Annotated in this window: 16 protein-coding genes; 6 read left to right on the forward strand and 10 right to left on the reverse strand. The window is 66.4% G+C overall.

All coding sequences use genetic code 11. The annotated features are described in order from the left end of the window. Positions 1 to 59: 59 nt before the first annotated feature. From P0R32_RS17005 to P0R32_RS17025, 5 genes are all read left to right on the forward strand, one after another. Entirely contained in the window at positions 60 to 917 is an 858-nt protein-coding gene (locus P0R32_RS17005; RefSeq protein WP_276239833.1) for a universal stress protein, read from the forward strand. Positions 918 to 1,089: 172 nt separating this feature from the next. Next, on the forward strand, positions 1,090 to 1,743 hold the full coding sequence (locus tag P0R32_RS17010; RefSeq protein ID WP_276239834.1) for a helix-turn-helix domain-containing protein: 654 nt from the start codon (positions 1,090 to 1,092) through the stop codon (positions 1,741 to 1,743). 161 nt (positions 1,744 to 1,904) lie between these two features. Then, positions 1,905 to 2,204 carry a HalOD1 output domain-containing protein gene (locus P0R32_RS17015; RefSeq protein ID WP_276239835.1) on the forward strand — a complete coding sequence of 100 codons (300 nt, stop codon included), beginning with the start codon at positions 1,905 to 1,907 and terminating at the stop codon, positions 2,202 to 2,204. 135 nt (positions 2,205 to 2,339) lie between these two features. Then, on the forward strand, positions 2,340 to 2,549 hold the full coding sequence (locus P0R32_RS17020) for a YgaP family membrane protein (protein ID WP_276239836.1): 210 nt from the start codon (positions 2,340 to 2,342) through the stop codon (positions 2,547 to 2,549). Positions 2,550 to 2,661: 112 nt separating this feature from the next. Further along, positions 2,662 to 2,970 carry a hypothetical protein gene (locus tag P0R32_RS17025; protein WP_276239837.1) on the forward strand — a complete coding sequence of 103 codons (309 nt, stop codon included), beginning with the start codon at positions 2,662 to 2,664 and terminating at the stop codon, positions 2,968 to 2,970. Between the two features lie 187 nt (positions 2,971 to 3,157). Here P0R32_RS17025 and P0R32_RS17030 read toward each other — a convergent pair whose 3' ends face one another. From P0R32_RS17030 to P0R32_RS17060, 7 genes are all read right to left on the reverse strand, one after another. Then, positions 3,158 to 4,540: an ATP-binding protein gene (locus P0R32_RS17030; protein WP_276239838.1), complete on the reverse strand. Its 1,383-nt coding sequence runs from the start codon at positions 4,538 to 4,540 to the stop codon at positions 3,158 to 3,160. 255 nt (positions 4,541 to 4,795) lie between these two features. Continuing rightward, positions 4,796 to 5,089 carry a hypothetical protein gene (locus P0R32_RS17035; RefSeq protein ID WP_276239839.1) on the reverse strand — a complete coding sequence of 98 codons (294 nt, stop codon included), beginning with the start codon at positions 5,087 to 5,089 and terminating at the stop codon, positions 4,796 to 4,798. Between the two features lie 254 nt (positions 5,090 to 5,343). Beyond that, positions 5,344 to 5,808 carry a YeeE/YedE family protein gene (locus P0R32_RS17040; protein ID WP_276239840.1) on the reverse strand — a complete coding sequence of 155 codons (465 nt, stop codon included), beginning with the start codon at positions 5,806 to 5,808 and terminating at the stop codon, positions 5,344 to 5,346. After that, the gene (locus P0R32_RS17045) at positions 5,808 to 6,299 is read right to left on the reverse strand and encodes a YeeE/YedE family protein (protein WP_276239841.1); all 492 of its coding nucleotides are present in this window, start codon (positions 6,297 to 6,299) and stop codon (positions 5,808 to 5,810) included. Before P0R32_RS17045 ends, P0R32_RS17040 begins: the two co-directional genes overlap by 1 nt. A 12-nt stretch (positions 6,300 to 6,311) precedes the next feature. Further along, complete coding sequence (locus tag P0R32_RS17050) at positions 6,312 to 7,505, reverse strand: MBL fold metallo-hydrolase (RefSeq protein ID WP_276239842.1); 1,194 nt, start codon at positions 7,503 to 7,505, stop codon at positions 6,312 to 6,314. 262 nt (positions 7,506 to 7,767) lie between these two features. Then, positions 7,768 to 8,883, reverse strand: a complete 1,116-nt coding sequence (locus tag P0R32_RS17055) for an aminotransferase class V-fold PLP-dependent enzyme (protein WP_276239843.1) — start codon at positions 8,881 to 8,883, stop codon at positions 7,768 to 7,770. Positions 8,884 to 9,028: 145 nt separating this feature from the next. Then, a complete protein-coding gene (locus P0R32_RS17060; RefSeq protein ID WP_276239844.1) occupies positions 9,029 to 9,748 on the reverse strand; it encodes an aspartate/glutamate racemase family protein in 720 nt (239 codons plus the stop codon). A 120-nt stretch (positions 9,749 to 9,868) separates the two neighbouring features. Here P0R32_RS17060 and P0R32_RS17065 point away from each other — a divergent pair, with 120 nt between their 5' ends. After that, positions 9,869 to 10,726: a universal stress protein gene (locus P0R32_RS17065; RefSeq protein ID WP_276239845.1), complete on the forward strand. Its 858-nt coding sequence runs from the start codon at positions 9,869 to 9,871 to the stop codon at positions 10,724 to 10,726. 93 nt (positions 10,727 to 10,819) lie between these two features. Here the strand turns inward: P0R32_RS17065 and P0R32_RS17070 are convergent, their stop codons facing one another. Genes P0R32_RS17070 through P0R32_RS17080 form a run of 3 tightly spaced genes read right to left on the reverse strand, consistent with a single transcriptional unit; the run spans position 10,820 to position 14,282 of the window. Next, positions 10,820 to 11,632 carry an ABC transporter permease subunit gene (locus tag P0R32_RS17070; RefSeq protein WP_276239846.1) on the reverse strand — a complete coding sequence of 271 codons (813 nt, stop codon included), beginning with the start codon at positions 11,630 to 11,632 and terminating at the stop codon, positions 10,820 to 10,822. Next, positions 11,629 to 12,360 carry an ABC transporter ATP-binding protein gene (locus tag P0R32_RS17075; protein ID WP_276239847.1) on the reverse strand — a complete coding sequence of 244 codons (732 nt, stop codon included), beginning with the start codon at positions 12,358 to 12,360 and terminating at the stop codon, positions 11,629 to 11,631. Before P0R32_RS17075 ends, P0R32_RS17070 begins: the two co-directional genes overlap by 4 nt. Next, the gene (locus tag P0R32_RS17080) at positions 12,357 to 14,282 is read right to left on the reverse strand and encodes a NosD domain-containing protein (protein WP_276239848.1); all 1,926 of its coding nucleotides are present in this window, start codon (positions 14,280 to 14,282) and stop codon (positions 12,357 to 12,359) included. The genes P0R32_RS17075 and P0R32_RS17080 overlap by 4 nt, the downstream gene beginning before the upstream one ends. Position 14,283: the final 1 nt, after the last annotated feature.

The following is a 14,283-nucleotide window of genomic DNA, read 5'->3' on the forward strand; positions in this document are numbered from 1 at the left end:
GATGCGAGGTGGGTACCAGAGCCGGTGAAATATATGGTGGCACGGATCCTCGTGCGTCTATGCGCATCGTGTTCGCGACGGACCTCTCGGACGCGAATCGGGTCGCGCTCCGGTCGCAGACCCACCTGCGGTGTCTCGCCAACATCGGCGTGCGGGAGGTCCATCTGTTCACGGTGGTCCCGAGCAACGTCTCCAGCGGCTTGCCGGGGATGGACGCGGCTAGCGACGCCCGCGAGGCGCTCGGCTCGTACCGCGCGGTGTTCGAAGACGCGGGATTCGATGTCGAGACACACGTCGCACGCGGTGCCCCGTTCCGGCGGATCAACGGGCTGGCCGAACGGCTCCCGGCAGACATGATCGTCGTCGGGTCGCGGGGGCAGAGTCCTCTGCGCAACCGGTTGATCGGTGACACCGCTAGGAACGTGGCGCGAACCGCGGTCGTCCCGCTCCTGGTCGAACGGGTCGACGTGGACGAGGGGACGCCGACCGTCGCCCACGACCACCTGTTTCGTGACGTGTTGTACGTCACGGACTTCTCCGACAACGCCGAACGCGCCGCCGAGTTCCTCCCGCGGCTCCGCGCGGCGACCGAGCACGTGACACTCCTCCACGTCAGAGGTCGCGAGCAGATGGACAGCGGGAGCCCAGAATCGGCGGCACGGGACCGACTCACGGCGCTCGCGGACGACCTCTCCGAGCGGATGGACGTGGAGACGGCCGTCAGCGTCCGGTCGGGGAGCGCAGTCGAGGAGATTCTCGCCGAGGAGGAGCGCGTCGGCGCGACGACGACGCTGCTGGGCGCACGCGGGACCAGTCGCCTCCGTCGCCTCCTGCTCGGTAGCGTCTCCGAGTCGGTCGTGGCCCGCAGCGACGCGAACGTGCTGCTCGTGCCGCCCGCGTCCGTCCCCCCACGATAAGACGGCCCGACGGTGGCACTCAGACGACGGCAGTGCCGGTCAGGCACGCGTACTGACGATCGCTCGGGGTGTTGCTGCCGCTGGGACGACACACGTGACCAGTCAATATCGGGTGGTCGTGTCGCGAAGACTGCACGCTTAGGTGGCTGGGCACACACCGACGGGGTATCGAATGTCTGTCGAGGCGCGGTTCACGGTCGCGAGTGATTCGATCCCGCTCGGACCGCTGTTCGAGGAGTATCCGACGTTGGTCGCCGAACTGGAACGCATCGTTCCGACGGGGCGGTCGGTCACCCCCAGCATCTGGATCTCCGGCGTCGCGTGGGACCAGCAAGAACACGTCGTCGAACACCTCGAACGAGAGTCGTCGGTGGACGGCGTCGAGTTGGTAGACCGGTTCGACAACGAGTGCCTCGTCGAGGTGGAGTGGAACGTGAGTACCTCCGGTGTCGTTGGCGCACTGGTCAACACTGACGTGATCGTGTTGTCGGCTGTGGGGTCGCGGCACCAGTGGCGGTTGAAACTCCGCGCGCACAGCCGAGACGCGCTCGCGAACTTCCAGCGACGCTGTGACAAGTACGAGATTCCGATCGAGCTTCGGTCGATTCGAGAACAGGGCCCGCAGACGATGGACGTCGACGGCTTGCTGACGGAGAAGCAACGGAACGCACTGATCCAGGCGTACGACCGGGGGTACTTCGACTCCCCGCGACGCGCATCGTTGGAGGATGTCGCCGACGACTTGGGGGTCACCCGACAGTCGTTGGCTGGACTACTCAAACGCGGTCACAGGGCACTCATCGCGGGGACGATCGCGGGTGAGTGAGACGCGCACAACTCCCCCCTAATACTGCATAGTCAACACCGACCTGATGGTGCACCGAAAGCTTGACTAGAACGATGGTGACGAGACGAGGGCACGACGAGTCGGGTCCCCGAGAGAAGCGGCTCGTTGAGACGGCGGCGACCGTGCCAGGAGTCGACAGTATGGACCGCTTGGAATTGGACCCCGCAGCCGGGAAGTACACGGGAGCGTTCGACCCGGCGGTCGATTCACCCAGTTCGATCGTCATCCACTGCGCGGCGGCGCTCACCGGTAGGGATCCGATCGACATGGAACCGCTGTACACCGTGTTGGACCCGGACCACCTAGACGAGTTGCTGTCCAGTGACCACACGTCCGTGGAGGTGCAGACGGAGTTCACCTACGAGGGATTCGTGATGGCGGTGACGAACGTAGGGAGCATCACGATACGAGCGGCTGACGACGCGCGGAAGAGCCGCTGAACTTCCCAGCATCGTCTCGTTACGGCACTGTGGTTGCGTTGCTGATCCTCCATCGGGTTGGGACGACTGAGTAGCTACCAGCATCTGTCCCACGGTTGTACAATACTCATATATCTGGACGACAAAGAGACAGCTATGGAGAAAAACGTCGGTTCGACAGATCAGCTCGTTCGGGTACTCGTCGGTGCTGTCGCGGGCGTCGTCTCGCTGGCGACGCTCGCGGGCGTCATCGGACTGCCGGCGATCCTGTCGCCGATCCTCGGCGTCGTCGCCGTCGCAATGCTCGTGACCGGTCTCACCAGCACGTGCTGGCTCTACTCGCTGCTCGGCGTCAGCACGCGCTGACTCGGTCAAGCGTCGTCGATCTCGTGCACGAACAAGCGGTGGGGGTGTTCTGACGCTCCACATTGTGCCGGAGTGACTCCGCCGTCGGTTCGCGGTCGTCGGCGTAGTTACGGTGTTCCTGTCCAGTCTGCGCCTGGAAACCGAGGTGATAGTCGACGGGATCTACCTCAAGATGTGGCCGCTTCATCGGTCATTCCGTCGGATCTCGTGGGCGGACATCGACCGATATGAACCGAGAACGTACAGCCCACTCCGCGAGTTCGTTGGCTGGGGCATTCGCTGGGTACCAGGGAAGCTCGCCTACAACGTCACTGTGACTCAGGGCGTCTGGATCCAGCGAACGACCGGCCGTGACGTTCTCGTCGGATCACAAGACGTGGAAGAACTCGTCACCGCGATCGACGAAGCCTACGAGCGTTGAGGTCTGTGGGTCGCGCACAGCTAAACCGAGTGGAATAGCGATAATCATTGACTCGTTGCTGTGGCAGCGAACACCACCTGATCGCTCTCACTGTTCACGCGTAGTTGTCGACGAGTGAGAAACCTCGTTTAGACGTCTGCTACGTGAAGAACTGAATTTCTGCGTCGACAGATGTTGAGTAGCTCGACTACAGAAGACCGCTCAGTTCGCTCAGTCCGTACAGCGACCAGTTCTCATCTACGTCGTCAGCGACTCCATCGACGAACCCGCGTTTCGAGAACAACGCGAATTCCTCCTCGCGCGTGTCTGGTCCCCATCGAACACGCTCGGCTTTCTCGCGGAGCTGCGAAACGAGGCCCGGGCCAACCGGCTCGCTCGTCCATTTACATTCCGCGAACAGAATCCGGTCGGTGTCCGGGGCGAGCCCAACGATGTCGATCTCGTCTTCCCCGTACCACCACCGTCCGACCTCGGAGTACGACTCGAGGTGGCCGCGACGGATCGCTTCCCAGACGGCCTCTCGACAGACGTCCTCGAACGTCGTTGCGACGTAGTCGGGGAGATTCGGCTCGATCGTTCCGTCGTAGACGACCTCCGGGGCTTCTTGGATGCTGGAGCGATTCGGTTCGACGAACCGGAACCAGAACCGGAGGAACTCGTCGGCCACGTGGTATCGCGATCGCTTGGACTGTTTTGCAGACGCCGTCACGGGCACCTCCCGGTCGATCAACCGCAGTCGGCGGAGGGTCTGGAGGTACTTCGACAGCGGCCCCGAATCGATACCGGTCACCCCCGAGATCTCGTTGGGCGTCGTGTGTCCGGTTGCGACCGCCTCGAGAATACTCATGTATCTCGCGGGGTTCCGTAACTCGGTGCGGAGGAGGAATTCGGGTTCGTTGTAGAGGACTGCCGTCGGAGAGAGAATCTGCGCTCGAATGTTCTTCGCGAGAGGGTGATCGTAGTCGAAGAGGGTGAGATACATCGGGGTGCCGCCCGTGACCGCGAACGACCGGATCGTGTTCGCAAGATCGTAGTCGATGACAGCCCGGGACTGGCGGAAGGAAAACGGCTGCACGTCGATCTGGCCCGTGCGACGACCGTGCAGCGGGCTCTCGTGACCGAGCACCTCCGACTCCATCGTGCTCACGCTCGAACCACACAGCACGAGCATTGACTCGGTCTCCTGGAGCTGCTCATCGACGAACGACTGGAGATACGACGGGAGGGAGCCGTTTTCTTCCACGAGGTAGGGGAACTCGTCGACGGCAACGACGACCCGTTCGGTCGCAAGTTTCTCGCCGAGGTAGTCGAGGGCCTGGTCCCAGCCGTCGATACGGGGAACGCGGTCGTCGAAGTGGTCAGCGACTTTCTCGACGAACTTCTCGCGCTGCCGGTCTTCGGCTTCTTGGGCAGCCAGGAAGTAGATGTGTGGTCGATCAGCACAGAACTCTTTGAGGAGTTCAGTTTTCCCGACGCGACGCCGACCATAGACCACGTAGAAATCGTGGCCCGGAGATTCGAACGCCGTGTTGAGGGCGTTGAGTTCTTCGGCCCGATCGTAGAAGGTCATTCTCTGGATAATGATTACTGCAATAATGACTTATATCTTCCTCCAGACTCTCCGTCACCCCGTATTCGCGAGTTGGTGATGCATTGTACTCCCCTTCCGTTCACTCAGACCCTTGCCAGACGCCACTCGTCCATCAGCGGACGCCAGACTAGTTTTGGGTCGATCGGTTCTGTTGGCATCGTCTGTTGACTACGACCTCTCCAAAAGCCTCCATCCTGCCCCCTAAATCGGTCGTCTCACAGCTTCTAAGGGGAATCATTCGACACTCGAACAGAAGGCTGCAGCGGCCATCGCCTCTCGAACAGGGGATATCTGCCAGACGTGGGTGCGCTGTTTATATGACCTGAAGCGGACCACGCTGTAGAGCTTGGCCTTCTCCAGTTCTACTCTGAACGAACTAACGACGAGGTGTGTCTGCACGATGAAGTGGTACAGCGTACTCTCATGTTTGACTTGTCTGCTGGCCGGGAGTCCCCCTGCGGAGAACAGTACGACGCGGCCAGCAACAGAGACGTTGATGAGGACGTGTCCACCCTCGACGCTACGCATTGATCTACGACCGACGGTGTGACCGGGAGCGACTCGGCGTCGAACGCGGAGTGGAGGAGACGACGCTGACCGTATCGTCCTCGTCGGTCGCGGGTGGCGAGGTCGCCCGCGACGCGAAGGTCATCCGGTCCGTCAAGAAAGCTCTCCGACGAGGAACGCTGGAGTACTGGTTCTCCGGGGGATTCGAAAGTGCGTCGGCATCGACCGCCGAAGAAGTGTGCCGACCGTGCGCCGAGGCGGCGCAGCGAGGCGCCTCAGTCGGCGCTGGTGGTCGCCGCGTCGCCAGCGTCGATGCGACTGCGGACCAGCCCCTGTGCGTACGCGCCGACGAACATCCCGGCGAGCGCCCACAGGATCGTGACGTTGCCGACGCCGAGACTGGCGTACGCGGCGCCGGGGCAGATCCCCGACAGCCCCCAGCCGACGCCGAAGATGCTGCCGCCGATGATGACGTTCTTGTCGAACGGCTTCAGTCGGCGCTCGAACCGACGCTTCGTCAGCAGCGGTTCGCCGAGCAGGCGTGGTGCGAGGAAGTACACGATCCCCGTCACGATCGCGCCGCCGAACATGACGAACACGAGGCCGAAGTCCTCGAACTGGAGGAAGTCCAGCACGACTTCGGGTCGCGCCATGTGGCTGAAGCCGAGGCCGAACCCGAAGATCAGGCCGCCGACGAGGATCAGCGGCATGAACAGCGGGTGTCGTTCGGTGTCGGACATTACGGGCTCACCCCCAGTGCAGCGACGACCTGTGCGACGCCGATCGCGACGAGCAGGAAGGTGGCGACGCCGACGATCGAGGTCCGCGACGCCGAGCCCATGCCACAGATCCCGTGGCCGGACGTACAGCCCTTCCCGACGCGCGTGCCGACGCCGACGAGGACGCCGCCGACGAACAGCCGCCACGGCTGCACCTGCGTCGTGTACTGCAACGCGTCACCGAGCGTGAGCGAGTAGATCGCCGCACCGGCGATGATTCCGATCGTGAACACCCAGCGCCAGTCGCGCGAGGAGACGTACTGTTGGAACCGCGAGAGGCCCGAGACGTACGACAGCGTCGACTCGAGGAACGTACTCGCGCCGGCGCTGATGCCGGTGCCGAGGTAGATGATGCTCGCTCCGAGGCCGACGAACAGGCCGCCGATAGCGTATCGGCTGATCCCGTTCGGGAAGTACTCGGCGAGCAGTTGGATGGGGAGTGGATCGACCATGGGGTGATGTCGTTAGTCGTCGGCGAGCGACTCCTGACTCGCCGCACAGTTGTTGGGACCGAGTTCGAGTGTGAAAGCCTCGTCGTCGTCGGCAGTCTGCTGCCCGAGGTTCGTCGCGATGATGTCCACGTAGTTAGCGGGGCGCGGCGGCATGTCCGCCAGCACCGTCTCGACGAACTCGTCTTCGTCCATCGAGAGCGCGGCCATGCGCTGCTTCAGGTCGCCGACAGGGGCGACGTACGTGCCGTCGTCGGCCGGGACCGCGGCGTCGCTGAAGTGGGCGCCGCCGATGAGCGTGTCGTCGGGCAGCGTGAGCACGCGCTCCTGGAGCGACTCGTACAGCATCCGGGCGGCCTCGGGCGCGCCGTCGTCACCCTCTTCGAGGTCGGGGCGAGCGACGCTCTCGATGAACAGGCCGTCGCCGGTCGCGAGCAGGCTCCCACCGAGCAGGTACGAGGTCATGCCCGTCGTGTGGCCGGGCGTGTACACTGCCTCGACGGTGGTGTCGCCGACGGCGAACTCGTCACCGTCGTCGGCGAGCGTCAACTCGTCCGCGTAGGTGACCCCGCGGTCGACGGCGGCCTCGGGAATCACGCCCTCGACGCCCTCGGCGTCGAGTTCGCGAACGCCGGAGATGTGGTCGGCGTGGATGTGCGTGTCGAGCGCGTACACGAGGTCGACGCCCAACTCGTCGGCGTCGTCGAGGTAGCGGTCGGTGAACGCACGGAGCGGGTCGACCACGGCGGCCTCGTCGCCGTCGACGAGCAGGTAGCCGAGACAGCCCGAGGAGGGGCGCTGGTACTGGTACAGCGTCCCGGGGCCGTCGTACTCGGACACCTCGACGCGCTCGTAGATGCGCGCCCAGCCGTTCATGCCCTCTTCGAGGTGGTTCACATCGTAGTCGCGCTCGGCGAGCGTGCCGGCGACGTACTCGCTGGCGCCGCCCTTCGCGCACAGCACCGTGACTTCGCGGTCGTCGGGGATCTGCTCGAGCACGTCGTCGGCGATCTCCTCCTCGAGGAACTCGAAGTACGGGACGTTGATCGACTCCACGTTCTCTCCGTCGATCCGCCACTCCTCGTAGTCGGAGGCCATCCGTGCGTCCAGCAGCGTGATGGACTCGCCGGCGTCGATGCGTGCCTTCAGATCCTCGGGAACGATACTCTCAACCTCAGCGTCGGGGGTCGGGAAGTCGTCTGGATTCATCGGTGTATCACCTCGTACTGGGGCAGGGCACATAAGAGTTTGGAAAGAAATTCCCACAACACACAATACTGTCTTCGGTGGGTGTTCGCAGAGTCTGGCGGCTCTTCTTGGCCTTGTAACCCACCTCTGTGCCGATTTGCCGGCCTACAGCACCGCGAAGGAGGGATCTGTGTGGACAATCCTTGGATGGGAGAAATTCACCTATCGAGCAATACGGATGTAGGTGCGCCCAGTGTCCTGCGTGCGGGCCGTCCCCCCGTCCTCACCACTCCGTCGCGAGCGCATCGAGCAGTCGATCGACCTCCTGGGCAGTGTTGACCGCGTGGACCGAGGCACGGATCGCCTCTGGGTGAGGGAGGTCGCGGACGACGATCCCCAATTCCGCCAGTCGCGCGACGGTCGCCGACGGGTCGTCGACGCCGATCGTGACGAGCCCCGTTGTCGGTCGCGCGGGGCTGTGCAACCGCTCCTCCGGGACCCCGTCGGCGAGTCGGCGTGCGAGGTCGCGGATCCGGTCGTGGATCCGCCCGACGCCCACCTCGTCGACCGCGTCGATCGCCTCGCGCAAGGCGACGTGCGGCGCCGGGTTCGCCGACCCGACCTCGAACCGGCGGGCGCCAGGCGCGAACGTGAACGGCGAGGCCGTGGGTTTCTCGACGCTTCGATAGCCGATGGTCCGCGGTTCGAGCGCCTCGGCGGCGTCTCGGTTGACGTACAGGAACCCCCCGCCCCACAGGCCAAGCAGCCACTTGTGGCCCGCCGCCGCGACCGCGTCGGCGCCCCACTCGGTCACGTCTAACGGTTGCTGACCCGGCACCTGCACCGCATCGACGAGGGCGAACGCGCCCGCCTCGTGGGCGATGTCGACCAACTCGGTGACGGGGAGGCGCGTGCCGTGCGTCCACGTGATCGCGCTGAAACAGACCAGATCAGCGTCCGCGACCGCGTCGGTGTACGCGTCGATATCGACGCGCCCGTTCTCGGTGCCGAGGACGCGCACCTCGACGCCCTCCGCCTCCAGTCGCTCCCACGGGAGGACGCCCGCTGGGTGTTCGAGGTCCGTCCGGACCACCACGTCGCCGGGCCCCCAGTCGAGACTCCCGGCGATGGCGTTGATCCCCGCGGTGGTGCTCTCGGTGAGTGCGATCTCGTCGGGGTCGGCACCGACGAACGAGGCCACGCGCTCGCGCGTCCGGTCGAACTCAGCGAACGCCCGTTCGTACGGGTCGCCGTGGACCGGCACGTCGTACTCGTGGTCGCGGAGGAACGCCGTCGCGGCGTCGACGACGTAGCGCGGACTCGGGCCGTGCGCTCCGTGGTTCAGGTACACTCCCTCCTGAAGTGCGGGCACGTCCGCACGCAGTTCTCGTGGCGTCATCGTGTCACCGTCCGCCCGCGAGCGGCAGGCACCTGGACTCGTGGTCGACCGCCACACCCGGATCGAACCGTGACTCGTTCGAGGGCATCGACTCGTGGTTCGGTCGCCGCCGTCTATAGTCTTGCGACTATTGCGCAACTAGTACTTATTCACTGCTGGCGCCGCGCAGACTCATCTCCACCGCGCGCTCGACGTGCAGGGCGGTCGTGTCGAACATGGGGACCGACGGGCGATCCGCCTGGTCGACGAGCAGATCGATCTCCGTGCACCCGAGGACGACGCCCTCCGCGCCGTCGGCCACCAGGTCGTCGATCACTCGCAGATACGCCGCTCGCGACTCTTCGCGGATCACGCCGCTGGTCAACTCCTCGAAGATCACGTCGTCGACGAGGCAGCGGTCCTCTGCGTCGGGGACGACGACCTCGATACCGTGGTCGGCGAACCGGTCGGCGTAGAATTCCCCCTCCATCACCGCAGCCGTTCCGAGCACGCCGACGGTGTCGATGTCGGCCGCGGCGACGGCTTCGGCGGTGGGGTCGACGATGTGGACGAATGGGATCGACAGCGCGGCGTCGATGTCGGCGGCGACGCGGTGCATTGTGTTCGTCGCCATGATCGCCAGGTCCGCCCCCGCTGCCTCCAGATCCGCGGCCGCGGCGGCGAGAAAGTCGGCTGCGGCCTCCCAGCGGTCCTCCCGGATGAACCGCTCCACCTCGCCGAAGTCGACACTGCGGATCACGAGGTCGGCGGCGTGGTGGCCGCCGCGCACGTCGTTAATTCTCTCGTCGAGCAGGCGATAGTACTCGCGTGTCGACTCGCTGCTCATCCCGCCGAGGACACCGACGGTCAGCGGTTGCTCGGTCATCGACTCTCACCCCGCTAGCGACCGATATGAGTGTACGGGAATCCGGCTTGGTCGACCATCGGTTGGAAATTGTATTGTACAATCAAAACAATATTGGTGCTGGGGCTCGTAGCATCACTCATGCGCATCGTATTCGCAACGGACCTGTCGGACGCGGCGGACGCAGCGATCGAGTCGCGAACCTGCCTCGAGTGCCTCGCGAACGTCGGCGTGACGGAGGTCCACCTGATCACCGTCGTCCCAGACAACGTCTCCAGCGGGCTCCCGGGGATGGATGTGGCGTCGAACGCGCGGGAGGCGCTCAAGTCACAGCGGCGCGTGTTCGAGGAGGCGGGGTTCGAGGTGGAGGCGCACGTCGCCCGCGGGACGCCCCACCGGCGCATCAACGGCCTCGCGGAGCGACTCGACGCCGACATGATCGTCGTCGGCTCGCGCGGGGAGTCGCCGCTGCGCAACCGCCTCATCGGCGGGACGGTCCGCAACGTCGCGCGGACCGCGGTCAGGCCGCTGCTCGTCGAGCGCATCGAGTCGACCGACACCGGCTACGAAGTCGAGAAGGAGGAGCTGTTCAACACCACGCTGTACGCGACCGACTTCTCGCAGAACGCACAGCGGGCCTACGAGTTCCTCCCACAGCTAACGGGGGCCCCGGAGCGGGTGCACCTCCTGCACGTGCGCGGGCGCGAGCAGATGGAGAGTGACCTGACGGAGGGAGACGCCCGCGCGCGTCTCGAGGAGATGGCGGCCGACCTCGAGGACAAGATGGGCATCGAGGTGGAGACGAACGTCCGCTCCGGCGGCGTCGTCGACGAGATTCTCGCCGAGGAGGAGCGCGTCGGCGCGACGACGACCCTGCTCGGCGCGCGTGGGACCAGCCGACTGCGCCGCCTGCTGATCGGCGACACCGCCGAGTCGATCGTCGCACAGAGCCACAACAACGTGCTGGTCGTCCCCCCGGAGTCGGCCACGCCGCGCTAGACACCCGCGCGAGCGGTCGGCTCACACGAGTCTCGTGACCCAACTCGGGGAGCGCTTCTCCGCACATTTGTTGGTCCCGCCCGCTAACGTCCGTCAGCGCCACACGACGACCGTCGCGACGAGGAGGGACAGCACCAACCAGCCACCCAACCCGAGGAGGCTCACTGCGGGCGAGGCCGCAGGGACGGGCGTACTGGCCGCCAACGCGGGGGCGACTGCCGTCTCGATAACGAGGCCCCGAAAGGCGCTGGCGGGGCTCACTCCGAGCAGGGCGCCGACGTTCGTGACGACACCGCCAGACAGGAGCCCTACGAGCGCGAGGTCCAGGCCGACGGCGACGGACAAGACGACGCCGACGCCGACCGCGAGCGATTCTCGCGACGACCGCGCGGCTGCCGACGCCGCGGTGATCATCGCCACCGTCGTCGCGGCGTACGCCATCGTGAGTGCGACGAACCGGACGTACACCACCGGAGAGTCGCCGGCTTGGTGGGTCGCGAGGAACGACGCCGCGTCCGGGCTGTCGAAGGCGACGAACACGCCTGCCAGTCCGAGACCGACGCCCACGACGGCGATGACACCCGTGAGTCGACCGAGGAACACGCCGCCCACGTACTCGGCTCGCGTGATCGGGTACGTCCGGATCACGTCGAGTTCGGATCGGTCTGCGTCACCTCGGATCGACCGGTAGGTGAGCGCGAACGCGAGGGTGGGCACCAGCAGTTCGACGACCGTCAACAGGTCGAGGGTGAGCGAGACGTACCCCCCGGGCGCACCGACTGCGCCCCCTGCGATCGCCACGACGATGAACACGAACGCGACCGCGACGCCCAAGAGCGAGCGCGTCCGCGCGAGCGTCCGGAGTTCCCGGTCGATGACCGCGGTCGTTCGCTCCACGCGGCTCATCGGCCGCCCTCCCCGTCGGCCACGGCGAGTCGCTGTGGCTCGGTCTCCGCGACGACGGTCGAGAGGACCTCGCGCAGCGAGGCGGCCTCTGACTGTGCCACGAGCGCATCTGGAGGTCCGTCCAGCCGAACCGCGCCGCCGCCGAGTACGATCACTCGGTCGGCGACGCGTTCGACGGCGACGAGGTCGTGACTGGCGACGACGAGCGCGCGGTCACCAGCGACGATGTCGGCCATGGCGGCGAACACGTGGTCTGCCATCTCCGGGTCGAGCCCACTCGTCGGCTCGTCGAGGACGACCAGCGGCGGGTCGCCGACGAGCGCCTGCGCCAACCCGAGCAGTCGGGTCATGCCGCCCGAGAGCGCCTCCACGGGTCTGTCGCCCGCTGCTGTGAGGCCGACCCGGTCGAGGTAGGTCTGCGGCTCGTCGGCTGCGTCCGCGAGTCGGGCGTAGAACGCGAGCGTCTCGGCGGCGGTGAACCCGTGTCGAAACGCCGGCGTCTGTGGCAGGTACGCGGCGTCGCGGTCCACGTCGGGTCGCGACACCGACCCCTCGTCTGGAGTGCGGAGCCCGGCGAGCAGTTCCAAGAGGGTGGTCTTCCCCGAGCCGTTCGGCCCGACGAGCGCCACGAACTCGCCGGCGTCGATCGACAGCGTGAGTTCCTTGACGATCGTGACGTCGCCGAACGCGATCGACACGTCCGACAGCGAGACCACCGAGTCGCTCACGACTCCACCTCCGGTTCGGTAGCCGTGTCGTTCGCCCGCGCGGCAGCGAGGACGGCGGGTCGAACTGGTGTCAGCCGCGGGGCCGTGTCGACGACGCCAGTCGCACGGAGCCCCGGGACAGCGCCACCGAGTCCACGAGTGAGTGCCACCGCGGGCGAGTGTGCCAGCGTCCACGCACCCGTCGTCGTCTGGACCTGCGAGTCGATCGGACCGGTCGGGCGGAACGCCCGCTCGCCGTAGCCGTCGCCGTCGCGGTCGACACCCGGGACAGTCCCCCAGTAGTTCCCCTGGCCATCGGTCGTCCACACCCTGAGCGTCCCGAGCGACGAGTCGGCGGGGCGCGCGTTGTCGACGACGTCGTTGTGCGTGACGTGGTTCGTCGGGAGCAGCGACGACCCCCGGAGCCCGTAGGTGTTCCCCACGACCGTGTTCCGGGTGTACAACGACCCGGTGCCGCTGACCGTCATCCCCCACTTGTTGTCGACGAGGATGTTCTCGGCGTAGTAGGAGTCCGACCCGACCGTCGCGATCCCTGTGCGTGCGCCAGTCACCGTGTTCCCGACGATCAGGTTCCCCGTAGGTCGGGTCATGATCACGACACCGATCGTCTGGTCGTGGATCTCGTTGTCGGCCACGAGCGTCCGCGACGTGTACATGAGGTGGACGCCGAAGCGTGCGTCGCGGAACTCGTTGTCTCGAATCACGCTCCCGTGTGCGCGGTGGGTGTACACCCCGTCTCGACCGCCGGTGAACCGACTGTCCTCGACGACGACGGGCGCGTACATCGCGACGACACCCATGAAGCCGTCCTCGGGCGTCGCTGCCCCACGAAGGGTGAGGTTTCGGACGACGGCACCGTGTGCCTCGCGCGTCACGACCCCGCTCGCGGGCGTGTCGATCCGAACGTCCTCGACGAGCGCACCGTCGGCGCCGTCGAGCCGGATCGCCGCGTCGCCGCGACCGTACGCGAGTTCGACCGACTCCGACCAGCCGGCACTGCCGTTCGCGGGCCGTTCGGGACTGCCGACGGCGCCGACGCCGTCGATGGAGAGGTCGACCAGCGCGGCACGCGCGGCGGTGACCCTGACGACGGTGCCGTTTCCGTCCCCACGGAGTCGCGTCTCGGGACCGACTCCAGCGATGGTCACGGCGGAGTCGACAGTGAGGCCGTCGACGTGGTACACGCCGGCGGGAAGGAGGATCGTCGTGTTCGGCGGCGCCGCCTCGACGGCGGCCGCCAGCGTCGGTGCGTCCTCGCCGACGGTCACTGATACGGGTCGGTCGCGGAACCCGCGGGTCGATTCGACGGCCCGGTCGGCCCACGCCGACCGCTCGGCGACAGCCGACTCGAACCGGTCGCGCGAGAGCGTGCCCGTCGAGTCTACTGCATCGTGGACCCGCTCCCACGGGACGACCTCGCCACCGTACTCGGCGGCGAACGCGCGGGCGGCCTCGCGCTCGGAGAAGGGAATTGCGAGCGGACCGTCGGCGGTCCGCGCTCGGCTCCCGACCACGACGTACGTCTCGCTGGCGCGGACGAACGGGAGCGCCGTCCCGTTGGCCGACACGGGGTAGCCGTCGGCGTCGAGCGACACGTCGCCCCCGGCGTAGTCGGTCACGAACACGGCGACTGGCTGGCCGAACTGCCGGTCGTGTCCCGTCCGTGCGTGTTCGCTGACGTACGACTCGATACCGTAGTAGCCGATGACGAACTCGTACTCCGAGTAGAACGCCTCCACCTTGGGTAAGACGACCCCCGGGGAGTCGGCCTGCCTGAGCGCCGTGCTCGTCAAGCCGAGGGAGACGGTGTCCTCGTACGGGACGGGCCTCGCGTCGGCGCCCCCGCCCACCGGGACGGCGAACGAACTCCCCACGAGCAGGCCCACGAACGCCACGGCGAGGACGGCGACGCGTCCGACCACG

Source organism: Halobaculum marinum (genome assembly GCF_029338555.1).
Lineage (GTDB): Archaea > Halobacteriota > Halobacteria > Halobacteriales > Haloferacaceae > Halobaculum > Halobaculum marinum.

Coding starts and splice junctions, on each gene's coding strand:
- P0R32_RS17005 (WP_276239833.1), top strand. CDS start 60: ATGCGCATCGTGTTCGCGACGGACCTCTCGGACGCGAATCGGGTCGCG.
- P0R32_RS17010 (WP_276239834.1), top strand. CDS start 1,090: ATGTCTGTCGAGGCGCGGTTCACGGTCGCGAGTGATTCGATCCCGCTC.
- P0R32_RS17015 (WP_276239835.1), top strand. CDS start 1,905: ATGGACCGCTTGGAATTGGACCCCGCAGCCGGGAAGTACACGGGAGCG.
- P0R32_RS17020 (WP_276239836.1), top strand. CDS start 2,340: ATGGAGAAAAACGTCGGTTCGACAGATCAGCTCGTTCGGGTACTCGTC.
- P0R32_RS17030 (WP_276239838.1), bottom strand. CDS start 4,540: ATGACCTTCTACGATCGGGCCGAAGAACTCAACGCCCTCAACACGGCG.
- P0R32_RS17035 (WP_276239839.1), bottom strand. CDS start 5,089: ATGCGTAGCGTCGAGGGTGGACACGTCCTCATCAACGTCTCTGTTGCT.
- P0R32_RS17040 (WP_276239840.1), bottom strand. CDS start 5,808: ATGTCCGACACCGAACGACACCCGCTGTTCATGCCGCTGATCCTCGTC.
- P0R32_RS17045 (WP_276239841.1), bottom strand. CDS start 6,299: ATGGTCGATCCACTCCCCATCCAACTGCTCGCCGAGTACTTCCCGAAC.
- P0R32_RS17050 (WP_276239842.1), bottom strand. CDS start 7,505: ATGAATCCAGACGACTTCCCGACCCCCGACGCTGAGGTTGAGAGTATC.
- P0R32_RS17055 (WP_276239843.1), bottom strand. CDS start 8,883: ATGACGCCACGAGAACTGCGTGCGGACGTGCCCGCACTTCAGGAGGGA.
- P0R32_RS17060 (WP_276239844.1), bottom strand. CDS start 9,748: ATGACCGAGCAACCGCTGACCGTCGGTGTCCTCGGCGGGATGAGCAGC.
- P0R32_RS17065 (WP_276239845.1), top strand. CDS start 9,869: ATGCGCATCGTATTCGCAACGGACCTGTCGGACGCGGCGGACGCAGCG.
- P0R32_RS17070 (WP_276239846.1), bottom strand. CDS start 11,632: ATGAGCCGCGTGGAGCGAACGACCGCGGTCATCGACCGGGAACTCCGG.